Raw genomic sequence first — 13244 nt, 5'->3', positions numbered from 1 at the left:
AAGTTTACAAGTAGGACGCCGTTGTCACGAGGGTGAAGGTGCATGGTTCGGTCCCAGCATTCGTGAGTTGGTGCGCCTTAGTCGCGTGGAAGTACAAGCTATCGCCAGCGCTTGCGCGGTAGTCTTGGGTTCCTAAGTGCAAATTGAGCGTGCCAGCTTGGACGATAATTAACGTCTCCGCTGGCGAGGGCTCGAAGGGTTTGAAGCGACCGTTGGGAGCTAACCTGATCTTTACGGGCTCGAGTTCATTCTCGTTCGATGCCGGTATTAACCATTTTAGTTGATAGCCCAGGGCTTCATCGTCAAAAATGATTTGTTCATTTGGATGATAAACGATCTTATCCGTCGGCGTTTCTGGTGTGAAAAAAGCGGCCGGCGTCTCACCTAAAACTTCTAGGATGGCAAAGAACGTTTCCATCGAGGGTGACGACTGATTATGTTCCAGCTGAGAAATATAGCCTTTGCTCAAATCTGTTCGTTCACCCAATTCCTCTTGGGTCAATTGTTTTTGCATGCGCAAGTTGCGAATGCGTTGACCGATATCCATGACAATCACCTCTTTGTTTTGTAATAGTAAACAACAAGTTTAGTTTAAGCTTTAATTATTATAGCGAAAAAACAGTTGCTGACAAATTAAAATTTGGTGAAAGTGGTGAACGATGAAGCTATCAAAAAAACGGCCCAAGACACACCGGTCTTAGGCCGTGAGCAGGATTATTAAGTTAATCGGCGCGATAAACGAGTTCGAAGACTTCACTAACCATTGGGGTATCTGGTGTCAGTGACAGACCATGATCCTCTAAGGCTGGGGTGAATTCTTCGGTCTTACGTTTCCGCCAGTCACCGATAGTGCCATCGCCGTCACCTTCGTGATAAGCGTGTTCACCGGAGATCCGATAAAACGGGATTAATTCGGAAACGACGGTTTTAAGAACCGCAACGGGTTTCATATTGCCATCTAACAAGACGTTGTAGTCACCAACTTGTGGAATTGCCACTTGTTCGGCGGTATAAGTATCCAATGGTGTCGTGGTCGCTGTTTTGGCTCCAGACAAAATCGCATCGGTCAACGCTTGAACTTGGGTAGGATTGTTTTGTTCTCCAAACCAACGCGTTTGATAAGAAGCGCCGTTAGTATCGGTCGTTTCATTAAAGTCTTTCCATAATTGCTCTGCTGATTGTGCTGGCATAATAGTCACCTAATTTCAATAAGAATATTGAATTCACGTTGTTGTAACCGAATTCACAACCTAAGTATAGCATGTCAACTGTAAAAGCGACATGCTAACCGCTTTTTTAAATGGCGAAAAGTTTGGTTGACCGAAAACGCCGCCGTTTTGCCGGGGCTTTGCTATACTAGAGGTACTTACTAGGGGGCGGAACGAATGGAAATTACACCAGTTAGACCGACAGATTTGCCGCAATTGTTAGCCATTGAAAAGGCCGGTTTTTCGGTGGCAGAGGCGGGCAGCGAAGCGGCTTATCGTGAACGGATCGAAAAATTAGCCACGACCTTTTTAGTGGCGCGCGAGGGTGACATGATTTTAGGGTTTATTGTGGGGCCCGCGGTCAAAGCGCGCTATATTGAAGACGAAATGTTTGCCAAAACGCCGACTAATTTAGTGCGCGGTGGGCATCAGTTGGTCTTTACGTTGGCCGTCTCACCATTAGCTCGCCATCAAAAGATTGGCAGTCAACTTTTGGCAGCACTGGAACAGGTGGCCCGCCAAGCCCAACGGACGAGTGTGGCGCTAACCTGTTTAGCACGACTAGTCCCATTCTATGAACAGAATGGTTACCAAAACCAAGGCGTTGCCGACTCGAGTCATGCCGGCGAAACTTGGTTTAACATGGAAAAAGTATTGGAGTAAAAATAAAAATGAAATTAGCAACATTGCAAGCAGAATTACCTAGTTTTAAAATTCGGTTGTTAACGATGGCAGATCAAGCTGATTTGTTGGCGTTAGAACAAACCAATCCGGACTATCATCAACAGTTTTCACCCAATGAGTTAAGTTGGGCTGAAATTCAAGATGACTTGACGGCGCATCCGGGTGAAATCGAAGCAGCCCAAAAACAAGTCTTTGGCTTTTATTTAGCCAATCATTTGGTTGCGGTATTGGATATTTTGAATCAATATCCAGAACAGGACTTTTTATTCATTGGCTTATTAATGGTGGGCAATCCTTATCAACGGCGTTCAGTGGGGAGCGTGATTGCGACTGGGTTGATGAAAGCTGCGTTAAAGAGTAACATTCATTGCCTACAATTAACGCGTGTTTCGTCAGATACAGTGGTCGAAGCCTTTTGGAAGAAACTCGGCTTTGATGACGGCGATCAATTATTCTTGCCATTGGCGGACAATGGGCGTTTAGCAGTAACAACGATGACACGGGTGTTAGCTTAGTGAACTATAGCGTTTTTTCAATTCTGGGTGGTCCTGAAGGGCTAGCTAGATTGGAAAAGCGTTTTTTTGTTGACTGAACGAAGCTGTAAGGTTGTTGCTGTTTTTGGCACGTATTATGATTTCACTTAATAGGCAGATAAAGGATGCCATTACTAATCAAGCCATGAAAGATAGTCAGTCAATGCCGCTTCCGGTTACTGCTGATAACATGCGGGCGAGGGGCCGGGTCAAGCCTGAGAAACGTCTTGCCCCTCGCCCGGAAGCTTTGCCAAGCCCGCAAATCTCCCGACCGGTCCGTGGTGTAAGACCGGAAAAACACCGGTCAAACGCCACCAACACGCCCGATGCTATCAGCAACAACCTACAGCTAGTCAACTGTTCTGAGTAATGAGCCACATAAGTCCATTTAAGGCATAACCAATGCCAGTGTTACTGAATTCACAACACTTTCAACCCTTAGTAGACAGTTACATCATTAGAAACGTGGTGATTGGGATGCTGATACCAGAGCAATTTCAAGTTAATTTAAGAAAATTGGAAAGTCTCAATGGGTTCATGTTGATGTTAGTTTGGTTCTTACAATTAACTGGTTTTAAGTCAAAAACGATTCAGCCAATTAGGCCAATTCCACTATTGCTAATATTAACGGCCTTTTGGGTGTTAAGCATCTGCTCGCCAGCATCGTTGCGTAAATTAGTTCAAGCACTGCGCTTAGATTTACAAGTTGTTTACTTGGTTTACACTGCTATATTAGTGGTTTTACCAGTGGCTTTTAGTACGACGGCTTTAAATGATAATGGTACTGCCATTGGCATTTTGATCTCAATTGTTGGGGTACTGATTCCATATTTGCCAAAGCAACGAGTGTTGGGCGTACAAATTACTGACTCACGGGCACGTAATAATTGGCAACTCGTGATTATTTTAGGTGCTAGAATAAGCTTTATTGTTGGTGTGACAAGCTTTATCTTGGGTGCTTTGAGTTTTGTTGTTTTTCTTTCGACGCTTTCGGTTGGCTTCGTTAGTTTACTTGGTGGGATGTTCGGCTATTTACGTTATTTGAATCGACACAGTGACTAATATTTCGCAGAAGTTTAGCTATTCTAGCCACGTATATTATTAAAATAATTCTAACCAGATTCTTAAGGGTACACTCTCATAAACTGATGCGATTCGTGTTACACTCGTGGTGATAAAATAAATCGAAACGAGGTTGTCCTGATGATCAAGCACTGGGGAATAGTGGATACTGAAATGTTGATTGCCGCGATTGTTTTACTAGCCTTTGTCTTTTATTTCTTCGAATTGACTGCTAGCTTAGCCGTGAGCGCGATTGCTTTTCCAATTAGTTTAGTCGTCTTAATGGGAATCATGGAATATGCTGCCAGCGAGTTACGGCGGAAATAATTAGATATTTTTCAGTAGATTGAGGTTGAATCGTGATAGACTGTGATTTTTTACAACAACAATTTGAGAATAAAGTGCCGGTCGATGAGACTTATTTTTATTTTCGTAGTGATTCGGCAGAAATAGAACATTATATCGGTTACTTACCAGAAAGTGCTTTACCGTATTGGATTGGAAAATGTGATATTCCGGGTGGCTGTGAGTTTAAAAGCGCTGAAGAATTATTTACGGCACCAGTTTTTGATGGAAAATCTTTACAACAACGATGGTCAGATGTCGAGCTATGTGCCATTGGTGGGATGCCGGTTGCTGACTGGGTCAGGGATAATATCGGGTGATTTCAAGTTTGTATAACTGGAATTCTTATGATATTGAGAATAGTGTGATCAATAGAGCGACTGTCAATGATTGATGGTGGCTTTTTAATTTACCAAAAATTAACCTTTCAACGCTTGTACTCAACTGTATGGCATCGTACAATACACCTAGTACAGTATAATACAGTTACGGAGGTGACGGCATGGTTGTAATCGATCATGATAGTGGACAACCGTACTACGCCCAACTTGTGGCGGGACTTAAACGTGAAATTTCGCAAGGCATCTTGCAGGCGGATGATCAGTTACCATCGGTCCGTGAGATGGCCAAACAACACCTACTTAATCCCAACACGGTCAGTAAAGCGTATAAATAGCTCGAAGCACAACAAGTGATTAGAACAGTTCCCGGCAAAGGAACTTACGTCAATGCACTTGATCCAAGTGCCGCGCAGGCGGAACTTCAAGTGAAGCTACAACAATTAGTGTTGCAAGCGAGTCAATCAGGCGTAACCATTGCCGACTTGATCACTTGGTTAACGAAAATGGAGGACCAGTCATTATGAGTTTGAAAGTTAGTGGCTTATGTAAGCAAATCAATCATGAAGCGACATTAGACCAAATTAGTTTTGAAATTCAACCCGGACAAATCGTGGGGGTCATTGGGCGAAACGGGGTCGGTAAGACGACGCTATTTCGGACGATCAATGGGCAATACTTGTTGGACCGAGGGACGATTACCGTTGATGGGGAGACATTGCTCACTCAGCCGGATTTGCGAACACGCTTAAGTTTTGTCGATCCGCAGGCCAACTTTTTTAAGGGTGCCACGGCGCAACAAGTGGCCTGGTACTATCAAGTGGCTTATCCTGACTTCGATTTGGCAAAATTCAATCAACTACTGACACGCTACGGTTTGGCCGCCAATCAGAAGTTGCGTCATTTTTCTAAAGGGATGTTTGGCCTATTCACGATTATCCTGAGTGTGGCAACGGGTGCTCCTTACATCTTTTTGGATGAACCGTTAGATGGCCTAGATGTGATTGTTCGCAAAAATGTGTTGAGTATCTTGATTGATGAGGCGGCCACCCAAAAACGGGCGATTATGATTGCTTCACACAATTTGAGTGAGCTAGAAGGGATCATTGACCGGGCATTGATGCTAAAGGGCGGCCGATTAATTCATGACTACCAACTAGAAACGATGCGGTTACAGGCGCGTAAACTACAATTGGTTTACCGGGATAAAAAGATTCCAGCTTTATTGCGGGAACAAGGTCACATTGTCAGTGTTTCTGGTCGAGTCATCGTGGTCGTCTTTGAAGACTTTACACCAACGTTACAAGCGGCCTTGGCAGCGACTGAGCCAGCCTTTCAAGAAACGTTACCGTTATCCTTGACCGATTTATTCATGGCCAATTTAACGGATGCGGGCGATTATGAATTATTGTCATAGGGGGAAATCAAACAATGAGTAATCATGAAATTAGACGCCTATTGTGGCATCGTTATCGGGGCATTTTGTGGACGGCTATTGCGGTGCTACTAATCACCGGGTTTAAATCTGCAAGTGATACGGCTGTCATCAGTAACGCGCTAGCTGGCAAGTCAGCACGGCTGTTTACCAGCGGTGGCTATACTGCTGAAACTGGCGGGATAACAATGTTGATTATCAATTTTATCGTGATCTTAATTTTAGGTTGGCTGACTTTTATGTGGGACAACTATACAAACTTTAATCATTATTTATTTAGTTTACGGGCGACACGGCATCAGCTCTTTACGCAAAAACTAGTCATTTTTGGGAGTGTCATTATCGGCAGCTTTGTCACCATGCATTTGCTATTTTTAGGGACTTTGCGGGTGCTGAGCCATCGTGCGGTTAATTATAATCTGCAGTGGGGACCGGAGCTGCGTTATATGTTAAGTCAGTTACTGTTTTTACTGGCCTTGTACGCGATTGTTACCACGATTGGGTTATGGCTCGGTCAGGCGGTGGCAAGTGTCATCTTTACACTAATTTCGATTCCTAGCTTGATTTTTGCGTTAGAAGGCGCCTTTAATCTAGTTAGTTATGCGATTGGTGTGGATCCTTACCACACAAGTTATTTGGCTCACCTTGATCAGTCAACTTGGCCGGGATTAGGGGTTTTTGCGGGGTTAAGCTTTGTGATTATTGGGTTCTTATGGGGCATGGATCATTGGGCCTTCAAGCACTTATCGTTAGAAAATTCCGGCAACTTTATGTTATTTCCACGTTTTCGACTAGCGTTTCTATGGCTAACAGTTTTCTATTTAGCTGTTGCGGTTGGTTTTTCGTCATTTGGCCGGACCGTTTATGCGGTTGTGATCAACAGCTATGTGGGTGAAATACCATTCAGTATCAGTTTGATTTTAGCGATAATTGTCGGTTATTTAACTTGGAGTGTCGGGCGTTTGATCTTATATCGTCCGGATCATGCTTGGGATGCGTTTAAATTTAAAAAAATGGCTTAGACCACGAAAAAGCGCCGTTACTAGCAAGCTAACTTGCTGAGTAGCGGCGCTTTTGGGCGGCAAAAGGATTACATCTGTAAAATTGAAGGTTTAACGAATCTTGTTCAAACGCTTGGCAACGGTCTTGATATTCAATAAGTCCCAGTCTTCCAAGTTATGGGAAATTGAGTTATGACCCCAAGTCCCGCAGCCTAACGTTAATGATGGCGCAACATTGTCATATTTGAAACCAATTGCACCTTGAGATGATGGCACGTTGATCAAAGCCCGGCAAGCGGTCATTTCAATCGCAAAGTCATTCATAACGGCTTCATCAGTCGTGTGCAAAGTGGCGGTATGACCCAAGCCACCGAGTGACAAGCTCCGTTTCATTAAGTTGAAGCCAGCTTTTGTATCTTTGGCGTGAACGACGGCCAAAACTGGTGACAACTTTTCACGTGAAAGGACTTGATCACCACCGATGTCAGGAAGTTCAACGGCTAAGACTTTAGTGTCAACGGGGACATCGAAGCCCGCCCATTGTGCAATCTGCCATGGAGTTTGACCAGCGACTTTTGGATCAACAGCTTGTTTTTTCAAATTCATGACGGTGCTTTCGAGGGCTTTGAAATGGTCATCGCCAACGAAATAGACGCCATTATGGCTTAATTCAGTTTTGACTTGATCATAGATGCTGTCATCAACGATTAAGTTGGATTCGGAGGCGCAAATCATGCCGTTATCGAATGACTTAGACGTGATGACATCATTGACCGCCTGTTTAACATCGGCGGTCTTTTCAATGAAGCAAGGGACGTTACCAGGACCAACCCCTAAGGCTGGTTTCCCGGTGGAGTAGGCCGTTTTGACCATGCCAGCACCACCAGTGGCAATAATCGTGGCAACACCTTTGTGGTTCATCAAAGCGCTAGTCGCTTCCATGCTAGGCACCTTGATCCATTGAATCCAATCTTTAGGTGCACCCGCAGCTTCAGCAGCATCGCGGATGATCTTCCCGGTTTCCACACAACACTTTTGTGCAAAAGGATGGAAGCCGAAGATGATTGGATTCCGAGTCTTTAAAGCAAGCATCGCATTGAAGATGACCGTAGAAGTAGGGTTGGTTACTGGTGTGACACCAGCAATAATCCCAACGGGTTCGGCAACTTTCGTAATCCCACTAACGGGATCGTCACTAATAATACCGACCGTTTTGTCATCTTTAAGGTAGTTATAGACGTTTTTGGCCGCAAAATCGTTCTTGGCAACTTTGTCGCGATAGTTCCCACGGCCAGTTTCGTCAACGGCCATTGCAGCTAACATCCCACGAGCAGCATGTGCCGCGTGGGCCATGGCAGTAACAGCTTCATCAATTTGGTCTTGGTCCATGACTTCCAAACGGCTGGCAGCCAAAGAGGCATTTAACACTAGGCGATCAATTGATTGTTTAACTTCAGTTTTTGCATCAATTTCTTTCAACATCGAGTGGTTCCTCCTAAGCAATACGATACTTGTTGTTTATTTCACAAGTCCTATTATAAACACTTCTTCACAAATGTAAATACAAACTTTTTAGTTGCAACAAATATTAGAATAGTTGAGATAACGCCGGTCTTACTGTACCTTATTGTGAAATTAAAGAAAGCGCTTACATTATTGATATACTAATATTTAGTTATATATTTCACAAATTAACTAACTTAATTTTTATCATTAGTTGACTGTCGCAACTAAAGTCGTTATAAATCGTATGATATTCTTGAAAAGGCTTACATTTGCAATGGTCTGGCGAGCCCCGGTGTTAAGCGGGTTGGGTTGGTTAAGAAATATCGCAAATCGGTTATCACTCTAGGGTAAAGTATGCTAAAATGAATGTGATTCAAAAATCGTATCTCTTAATTAACCTAGGAGGGTTATTTTTATGTCATTTGTAAATGCTGTTGATATGACACAAGACGCATACAAGAACCATTACGCTATTGGTGCGTTCAACACTAACAACCTTGAATGGACTCGTTGCATCTTAAAGGGTGCCCAAGATACAAACACCCCAGTTATTCTTCAAGTTTCAATGGGCGCTGCTAAGTACATGGGCGGTTACAAGCTCGTTATGGACTTAGTTGCTGATACTATGGAAAGCATGAACATTACTGTTCCAGTTGTCATGCATTTAGACCATGGTAACTACGAAGCTGCCAAAGAATGTATCGAAGTTGGTTTCTCATCAGTTATGTTTGATGGTCATGATTTACCATTTGCCGAAAACTTAGAAAAGACTAAGGAAATCGTCAAATTAGCTCATGCTAAAGGCATCTCTGTTGAAGCCGAAGTTGGTTCAATTGGTGGTGAAGAAGACGGTATCATCGGTGAAGGTGAATTAGCCTCTGTTGAAGAAGCTAAGACTTTAGCTGCTACTGGTATTGATATCTTAGCTGCTGGGATTGGTAACATCCATGGTAAGTACCCAGAAAACTGGACTGGCTTACACTTCGATCGTTTACAAGAAATCTCAGACGCTGTTAAGATGCCAATGGTATTGCACGGTGGTTCTGGTATTCCTAAGGACCAAATCGTTAAAGCCGTTGAAATGGGTATCAGCAAGGTTAACGTTAACACCGAAAACCAAGTTGCTTTCGCTAACGCTACCCGTGCTTATATCGAATCTGGCGCAGACCAAATCGGTAAAGGCTACGATCCTCGTAAGTTATTGGCTCCTGGTAAGAAAGCTATCGTTGATGTTATCACATCACGTATTGGCTGGTTCAAGACTCCAGCAGTTAAATAATTGGATTTTTGATTCAGAAGAGTCGACTCCGGTCGGCTTTTCTTATGACTTTTAAAATAAACTAAAGCTGTTTTTGAGTTATCAGAGCTGATAACTTAAAAACAGTTTTTTTGTGGAACGAGTCAATTCGCACATTTTACTCAAATATCGTCATGTTTTATGTTGGATAATCGATTGATAAATATTTTTATGTTGAATGACGTTAATCAATTGCACGCAAGCGGCGTTTATCTTACAATAAGATTATTGTAGAAACTCACCTGCAACTGGGGCAAACAGGCGTTAGGAGGAGAGCATTATTTTTAAATTCTTTGTGCAACCACAAGTTGATATCGATACGCATCAAATTTATGGCTATGAAGCGTTATTACGAAAGTCAAAGCAGGATGGTTGGACAGTGCCGACGAGTTTTTTGGAGCTTTCCGTGGCTGACCAAGCCAAGTTAATTGAAGCAACCATTGCTGAATTGGGCTCAAAAATTACGAATCAATTTTTAGCCTTCAATCTAAATCGTGCACAATTTTCAGAACCGGAGACCCTCGAAACAATTTTGACGCTCCAGAAGAAGATTATTCCAGTCCGTTTGGCGATTGAATTGACCGAAACGCCCACTTTGCCAGAAATGCAACGCTACAGTGAAATTCTGCACGCGCATGATATGAAGCTCGACTTGGACGATGTCGGCACTGACAATACATATGCGGACATTAAGGCGTTCTTACCTTATGCAGATAAAATCAAATTTGCCATGCAAAACTTTCGTATGAATGGCACGGCTGACCAGATTCCGAAACAGTTGGACTTCTGGGTACAACAAGCCCGAAAGTATGACCTAACCATGATCCTCGAAGGGGTCGAAGATGAACATGATCAAAAATTAGCTGCCAAGTATGGCATTAATATTCATCAAGGTTACCTCTATAGCAAACCCGTTTTACCAAGTATCGTTTAAAAAATAATGAGAGTGGGGCAAAAGGCGGTCTGCTACCGAGCATAGCCTAGAAAGTCGAATGTTTGGCATTTTCAATCGTTTGACTTTCGTAGCTAAGCGGAGGTCGCAGCCTTTTGTTCCACGTTTCGTCTATAAAAATTAGGCAACCAGAATAAGTCTGGAATTCTCTCCCAGACTTATTCTGGTTGCCTAATTTTGGTTAATTGCCATAAGTAATCGCTTTTCATTATAAAACCAAAGGATGATGAACATTAAGCCATACAGTCCTAGTGGCAACCAAGCGTAGTTTAAGGTGATCATGTGCTGAGTTGCGAGATTCTGGGTGTGGTTCGCTGCATAGCCTGATAAATGAAATAACCCAGCGGTGACTAGTCCACCGAGCCCCAGCCCAACATTGACACCAAAGTCATCAGTGGAGGCTAAGATTCCTTCAGCCTGGATGCCCATGCTCATCCCATAGCGAATTGTATCGGCAATCATGATCGAAACTAGCCCAATGATTAGCCCATTCCCGATTGAATTGACAAACGTGGCACCAAAAATCAGGCCCAAATTTTGAATTTCTGCGCCGATAGCCAATCCCAATTGGCCGATAGCGGCGATTAAGATGCCAGTTAACATCGTCCGTTTTTTACCGATTTTTCGAGTCGCTCGCACGATTAAAATGACGCCAATGAGTGAAGCAAACGTGAAGCCGTTGACGATTGGCACGAGGCTTTCGTTGTGTAACAAATATTTGAAATAATAAATGGTCGTCTGATTTTTGATGGCGGTCGTTAGCCAATATAGCAGGATCACGATTGAGATGACGAGCCATGGCTGATTCTTTTTGAGCATGGCCCAGACCTCACTAAGGGGTTGATGGGCCTGCTCTGGTTGACTGAAACGTTCGTGGACTTGGAAAAAGGTATTCCAGATCAAGCCTAACGAAATCAAACTGAATAAGCTAATTGTTAAAAGAAAACCGTGTTGCTGGTTGCCATGGCCGAAGAAGGCAACTAATGGCAAGGTGAAGACGGCGACGACAAGTTGTACCGAGCTACCAAAAAATTGTCGAATCACGCCAAGTAGCGTTAATTCGTGTTCATTTTGGGAGAGGGTCGGCAGAATCGAAGTAATCGGCAAGTTCACAGCCGTGTAGAAGAAACCGAGACCAAGGTAAGTGACGTAAGCCCAGATTAGTTTGCCGGTACTGCCAAAGTTGGGCGTCACGAAGGTTAGTGTGGCGAAAATCACGTAGGGCAGGGCATACCAGAGAAAGAATGGCCGACTTTTACCGAAACGGGAGTGAGTGCGATCAATCATGACACCGATAATTAAACTTTCGACCACGTCGGCCAAGCGGGCAACAACGAACAGAATGGCCGCAGCGCTCGTTGAGAGGCCATAGACGTCGGTGTAAAAAAACAGCAGGTACGTTGTCATCATTTGAAAGACTAAGTTATCGGCGGCGTCGCTCAACCCGTAGCTGATTCGTTCCGGCCAAGCCGTTTGCCAAGGTTGTTTCAAGTTATCATCCTCAATTCGATAGATTTTGCGTGTTTCAATTGTACACCAGTTAAGTGATTGATGATATTTAAGTGAATAAAAACGCGCGACCTGCTGCAAGGCGCGCGTGACGTAACGTTATTTTTTAGTGAGTTGACCGACTTTGGTGAGTGCTGGAATCAAGCCTAGGCTATCTAATGTTTGGTTCGGTAAGACAACGGTATTGGCGTCGCCATTGGCTAAGGCTTTGACGGCCTCGGTGTTTTGGAAGATAAAGTAATTTTCAGATGATTGGCTTAAGGCTGCATTTAAAATCTTAGTCCGGTAAGCGTCGGCGTCAGCTTCGGTTTGGATTGCTGTGGCTTTGGCCGTCGCGCTGTTGACCAAGGCTTCGTTTTGAGCCTTGTTGGTTGCGAGCAAGGCCTTGTTGTTAGCTTCGTTTTCAAGCGTAATGGAACGGCTCTTACCTTCAGCGGTCGCAATGGTCGCATCCCGTTCCCGGGTCGCTTGGAGTAATTTGTTCATTGAGGCTTGGATATCTGCCGAGGGGTTGACCGAATCAATATTGACTCGGTCAACGTTCAGCCCATAGCCAGCGGTAACTGAAGAAATTTCCTTGAATAAAGCGGCGTTGATCTCTTGGGTCCCATTTAACACTTCATTCAATTCTTTGTTCCCAATAATGCCCCGCAAAGCGGCCCGCGTATCTTGAATCATACTCCGAACGGAATCTTCGTTTTTGAAAACAAAATCTTCAATATTGGTTACGTGATATTTAAGTGAAATCTTAACTGAAATTTCGGCGTTATCTTTAGTGATGACGACTTGTTGATTCAAGTCTACCGGTGTTTGAGCGGTATTTACGGTGATTACGCGTGAGATAAATGGTTTAATAAAATGAAAACCAGAACTCAGGACTCGTTCGAACTTCCCAAATGTCAGGACTACGCCTTGATTTGGTTGAGTGATGATGCGAATTGACCCAACGAGTAACGCGATGATGAGTAATAGAACGATGATGCTGACGATCAATGTGACCATAATACAATTCCCCCTATTGGTGAGGCGCAACCACTGTGACCGTTAAGCCGTGCGCATTGGCTTGCACGATTTCGACTAAGTCCCCTGCGTGTAACGGGGTTGCGGCATGGATATGGTAAAAGATGCCATAAAACGCGATTCCGTCAGTTAAGTCCGCACTTTTGAGTTCGAATCGCTGGCCGATTAAACGTTGTTCTAAGTATCCTTCTTGCATAACCCTTCCCACCTTTTAATTGTGATGAGTTAATTATAGGCTGTTTAGCGGGGGATTGATAGGATGAAGCTGGTTTCGAGCGCACAAAAAACTATCTGAGGGTGTCGCTTCGCTCGGCCCTCGTAATCATGATATGAAACGACCGCCTTTCCAGTTAT

General features: G+C 43.8%; 17 protein-coding genes. 11 read left to right on the top strand and 6 right to left on the bottom strand.

What is annotated here, in order from left to right:
• Positions 1 to 4 precede the first annotated feature (4 nt).
• Positions 5 to 547 (bottom strand): helix-turn-helix domain-containing protein, encoded by a 543-nt coding sequence (locus FFM70_RS11060; RefSeq protein ID WP_137616916.1) that lies wholly within the window; start codon positions 545 to 547, stop codon positions 5 to 7.
• A gap of 175 nt (positions 548 to 722) precedes the next feature.
• On the bottom strand, positions 723 to 1190 hold the full coding sequence (locus FFM70_RS11055; protein ID WP_137616915.1) for an ASCH domain-containing protein: 468 nt from the start codon (positions 1188 to 1190) through the stop codon (positions 723 to 725).
• 195 nt (positions 1191 to 1385) lie between these two features.
• Here FFM70_RS11055 and FFM70_RS11050 point away from each other — a divergent pair, with 195 nt between their 5' ends.
• From FFM70_RS11050 to FFM70_RS11015, 9 genes are all read left to right on the top strand, one after another.
• Positions 1386 to 1871 carry a GNAT family N-acetyltransferase gene (locus FFM70_RS11050; RefSeq protein ID WP_137616914.1) on the top strand — a complete coding sequence of 162 codons (486 nt, stop codon included), beginning with the start codon at positions 1386 to 1388 and terminating at the stop codon, positions 1869 to 1871.
• A gap of 8 nt (positions 1872 to 1879) precedes the next feature.
• Positions 1880 to 2407, top strand: a complete 528-nt coding sequence (locus FFM70_RS11045; protein WP_137616913.1) for a GNAT family N-acetyltransferase — start codon at positions 1880 to 1882, stop codon at positions 2405 to 2407.
• Positions 2408 to 2827: 420 nt separating this feature from the next.
• Complete coding sequence (locus FFM70_RS11040) at positions 2828 to 3487, top strand: hypothetical protein (RefSeq protein ID WP_137616912.1); 660 nt, start codon at positions 2828 to 2830, stop codon at positions 3485 to 3487.
• Between the two features lie 141 nt (positions 3488 to 3628).
• Positions 3629 to 3814 carry a hypothetical protein gene (locus FFM70_RS11035; RefSeq protein WP_137616911.1) on the top strand — a complete coding sequence of 62 codons (186 nt, stop codon included), beginning with the start codon at positions 3629 to 3631 and terminating at the stop codon, positions 3812 to 3814.
• A 32-nt stretch (positions 3815 to 3846) separates the two neighbouring features.
• A complete protein-coding gene (locus FFM70_RS11030) occupies positions 3847 to 4152 on the top strand; it encodes a hypothetical protein (RefSeq protein ID WP_223877485.1) in 306 nt (101 codons plus the stop codon).
• Between the two features lie 182 nt (positions 4153 to 4334).
• Positions 4335 to 4508 (top strand): GntR family transcriptional regulator, encoded by a 174-nt coding sequence (locus FFM70_RS11025; RefSeq protein ID WP_137616910.1) that lies wholly within the window; start codon positions 4335 to 4337, stop codon positions 4506 to 4508.
• Between the two features lie 15 nt (positions 4509 to 4523).
• Positions 4524 to 4697 (top strand): GntR family transcriptional regulator, encoded by a 174-nt coding sequence (locus FFM70_RS13880; protein ID WP_171002362.1) that lies wholly within the window; start codon positions 4524 to 4526, stop codon positions 4695 to 4697.
• Positions 4694 to 5587 (top strand): ATP-binding cassette domain-containing protein, encoded by an 894-nt coding sequence (locus tag FFM70_RS11020; protein ID WP_137616909.1) that lies wholly within the window; start codon positions 4694 to 4696, stop codon positions 5585 to 5587. The genes FFM70_RS13880 and FFM70_RS11020 overlap by 4 nt, the downstream gene beginning before the upstream one ends.
• A 14-nt stretch (positions 5588 to 5601) precedes the next feature.
• Positions 5602 to 6627, top strand: a complete 1026-nt coding sequence (locus tag FFM70_RS11015; RefSeq protein WP_137616908.1) for a hypothetical protein — start codon at positions 5602 to 5604, stop codon at positions 6625 to 6627.
• A 90-nt stretch (positions 6628 to 6717) separates the two neighbouring features.
• Here the strand turns inward: FFM70_RS11015 and FFM70_RS11010 are convergent, their stop codons facing one another.
• Positions 6718 to 8088 (bottom strand): aldehyde dehydrogenase family protein, encoded by a 1371-nt coding sequence (locus FFM70_RS11010; RefSeq protein WP_137616907.1) that lies wholly within the window; start codon positions 8086 to 8088, stop codon positions 6718 to 6720.
• Positions 8089 to 8527: 439 nt separating this feature from the next.
• On the opposite strand from FFM70_RS11010, the gene fba reads away from it, so the two are divergent.
• Positions 8528 to 9391 (top strand): class II fructose-1,6-bisphosphate aldolase, encoded by an 864-nt coding sequence (fba, locus tag FFM70_RS11005; protein ID WP_137616906.1) that lies wholly within the window; start codon positions 8528 to 8530, stop codon positions 9389 to 9391.
• Between the two features lie 313 nt (positions 9392 to 9704).
• Positions 9705 to 10343, top strand: a complete 639-nt coding sequence (locus FFM70_RS11000) for an EAL domain-containing protein (protein WP_307722489.1) — start codon at positions 9705 to 9707, stop codon at positions 10341 to 10343.
• A 189-nt stretch (positions 10344 to 10532) separates the two neighbouring features.
• On the opposite strand, the gene FFM70_RS10995 is transcribed toward FFM70_RS11000, so the two are convergent.
• The 3 genes from FFM70_RS10995 to FFM70_RS10985 form a co-directional block, all read right to left on the bottom strand.
• The gene (locus tag FFM70_RS10995; RefSeq protein WP_137616904.1) at positions 10533 to 11852 is read right to left on the bottom strand and encodes an MFS transporter; all 1320 of its coding nucleotides are present in this window, start codon (positions 11850 to 11852) and stop codon (positions 10533 to 10535) included.
• Positions 11853 to 11969: 117 nt separating this feature from the next.
• Positions 11970 to 12872, bottom strand: coding sequence for an SPFH domain-containing protein (locus FFM70_RS10990; protein ID WP_137616903.1), 903 nt, complete (start codon positions 12870 to 12872; stop codon positions 11970 to 11972).
• A 13-nt stretch (positions 12873 to 12885) separates the two neighbouring features.
• On the bottom strand, positions 12886 to 13086 hold the full coding sequence (locus tag FFM70_RS10985) for a hypothetical protein (RefSeq protein WP_137616902.1): 201 nt from the start codon (positions 13084 to 13086) through the stop codon (positions 12886 to 12888).
• Between the last annotated feature and the right edge of the window lie 158 nt (positions 13087 to 13244).

Origin of the sequence: Lactiplantibacillus nangangensis (assembly GCF_005405065.1) — a bacterium.
In the GTDB taxonomy this organism is placed as follows: Bacteria; Bacillota; Bacilli; order Lactobacillales; family Lactobacillaceae; genus Lactiplantibacillus; species Lactiplantibacillus nangangensis.
Note: the sequence above shows the minus strand (reverse complement) of the source record. Positions and strands in the feature narration are given on the sequence as shown.

Excerpts from the sequence above, each read along its gene's own strand:
- FFM70_RS11060 (WP_137616916.1), bottom strand. The coding sequence starts at position 547 with ATGGATATCGGTCAACGCATTCGCAACTTGCGCATGCAAAAACAATTG.
- FFM70_RS11055 (WP_137616915.1), bottom strand. The coding sequence starts at position 1,190 with ATGCCAGCACAATCAGCAGAGCAATTATGGAAAGACTTTAATGAAACG.
- FFM70_RS11050 (WP_137616914.1), top strand. The coding sequence starts at position 1,386 with ATGGAAATTACACCAGTTAGACCGACAGATTTGCCGCAATTGTTAGCC.
- FFM70_RS11045 (WP_137616913.1), top strand. The coding sequence starts at position 1,880 with ATGAAATTAGCAACATTGCAAGCAGAATTACCTAGTTTTAAAATTCGG.
- FFM70_RS11040 (WP_137616912.1), top strand. The coding sequence starts at position 2,828 with ATGCCAGTGTTACTGAATTCACAACACTTTCAACCCTTAGTAGACAGT.
- FFM70_RS11035 (WP_137616911.1), top strand. The coding sequence starts at position 3,629 with ATGATCAAGCACTGGGGAATAGTGGATACTGAAATGTTGATTGCCGCG.
- FFM70_RS11025 (WP_137616910.1), top strand. The coding sequence starts at position 4,335 with ATGGTTGTAATCGATCATGATAGTGGACAACCGTACTACGCCCAACTT.
- FFM70_RS11020 (WP_137616909.1), top strand. The coding sequence starts at position 4,694 with ATGAGTTTGAAAGTTAGTGGCTTATGTAAGCAAATCAATCATGAAGCG.
- FFM70_RS11015 (WP_137616908.1), top strand. The coding sequence starts at position 5,602 with ATGAGTAATCATGAAATTAGACGCCTATTGTGGCATCGTTATCGGGGC.
- FFM70_RS11010 (WP_137616907.1), bottom strand. The coding sequence starts at position 8,088 with ATGTTGAAAGAAATTGATGCAAAAACTGAAGTTAAACAATCAATTGAT.
- fba (WP_137616906.1), top strand. The coding sequence starts at position 8,528 with ATGTCATTTGTAAATGCTGTTGATATGACACAAGACGCATACAAGAAC.
- FFM70_RS10990 (WP_137616903.1), bottom strand. The coding sequence starts at position 12,872 with ATGGTCACATTGATCGTCAGCATCATCGTTCTATTACTCATCATCGCG.
- FFM70_RS10985 (WP_137616902.1), bottom strand. The coding sequence starts at position 13,086 with ATGCAAGAAGGATACTTAGAACAACGTTTAATCGGCCAGCGATTCGAA.